Source organism: Saccharopolyspora sp. 6V, from assembly GCF_020176785.1.
Lineage (GTDB): Bacteria > Actinomycetota > Actinomycetes > Mycobacteriales > Pseudonocardiaceae > Saccharopolyspora_C > Saccharopolyspora_C gregorii.
In genome coordinates, this window is sequence record NZ_JAIUKB010000231.1 from 1 (window position 1) to 945 (window position 945).

Here is a 945-nt window from a genome sequence, read left to right on the forward strand (position 1 = left end):
GTGCGCGCACCGGCCCGATCACCACCGCCGCGCGCCCCGCGCGCGGCGGCCACTGCTGTCCGTTGTGGACGACGTCCGTCCGTCGAGATCCACCGCGACCGGTGGCCCCAGGTCCCAGTCCGCTCCGGGTGTTCTGGCGCCGGGGAAGGTGCACCAGGACACGTGAGCGGACCGAGGCCTCACGCCACCGGGACGGTCAGAAGATCCCGGGCAGGACCTCCTCCCGGGCTTGCGCGTAGCTCTCCTCGTGCGCGTCGAGGTAGCTCTGCCAGCTCTCGGAGTTCCAGATCTCCAGCCGGTTGATCGCGCCGATGACCACGCATTCCTTCTCCAGGCCCGCGTACCGGCGCAGCTCTGCCGCGATCGGGATCCGCCCCTGCCCGTCCGGGCGCTGCTCGTCGGTGCCCGCGAACAGGTACCGCTGGTAGGCGCGGACGGACTCGTTGGTCAGCGGGGCCTCGGCGACCTTGCGGGCCATCTGCTCGAACTCGGCGCGCGGGAAGACGTACAGGCAGTGGTCCTGTCCTTTGGTGACCATCAGCCCCCCTGCCAGTGCGTCCCGGTACTTCGCCGGCAGCGTCAAACGCCCTTTGTCGTCGAGCTTGGGGTTGTGGGTGCCGAGGAACATCCCGGTCCACCTCCCCCTCCCGGACCGCTCCGGGTCCGACGACTCCGTCCTGCCGGGAGACCGGCGCTGCCGACCACCCCGCACTCCCCGGAGCCGGGCGGAGCCCCCGTCTGCCCCACCGAGCGCCACAGTACCCCACTCCACTCCACCGTCAACCTGGAACACCGTCCGACACGCCGCGGCGAGTCGGACGTTTGCCCAGCTAGCGGCCCTCTGAAGGAAAGCCGCCCCGGGTGGGGGGCGGGTGGGGGAGCCGGGCCCGGCGCACCCGCCGGCCGGCCGCCCGGCGCGCCGGAACGCCGCCCCGCCCGGGCTCA

Annotated in this window: 1 protein-coding gene; it reads right to left on the reverse strand. The window is 72.9% G+C overall.

The annotated features are described in order from the left end of the window. Positions 1 to 196 precede the first annotated feature (196 nt). Entirely contained in the window at positions 197 to 628 is a 432-nt protein-coding gene (mraZ, locus tag LCD35_RS29665) for a division/cell wall cluster transcriptional repressor MraZ (RefSeq protein ID WP_224963322.1), read from the reverse strand. Positions 629 to 945 lie beyond the last annotated feature (317 nt).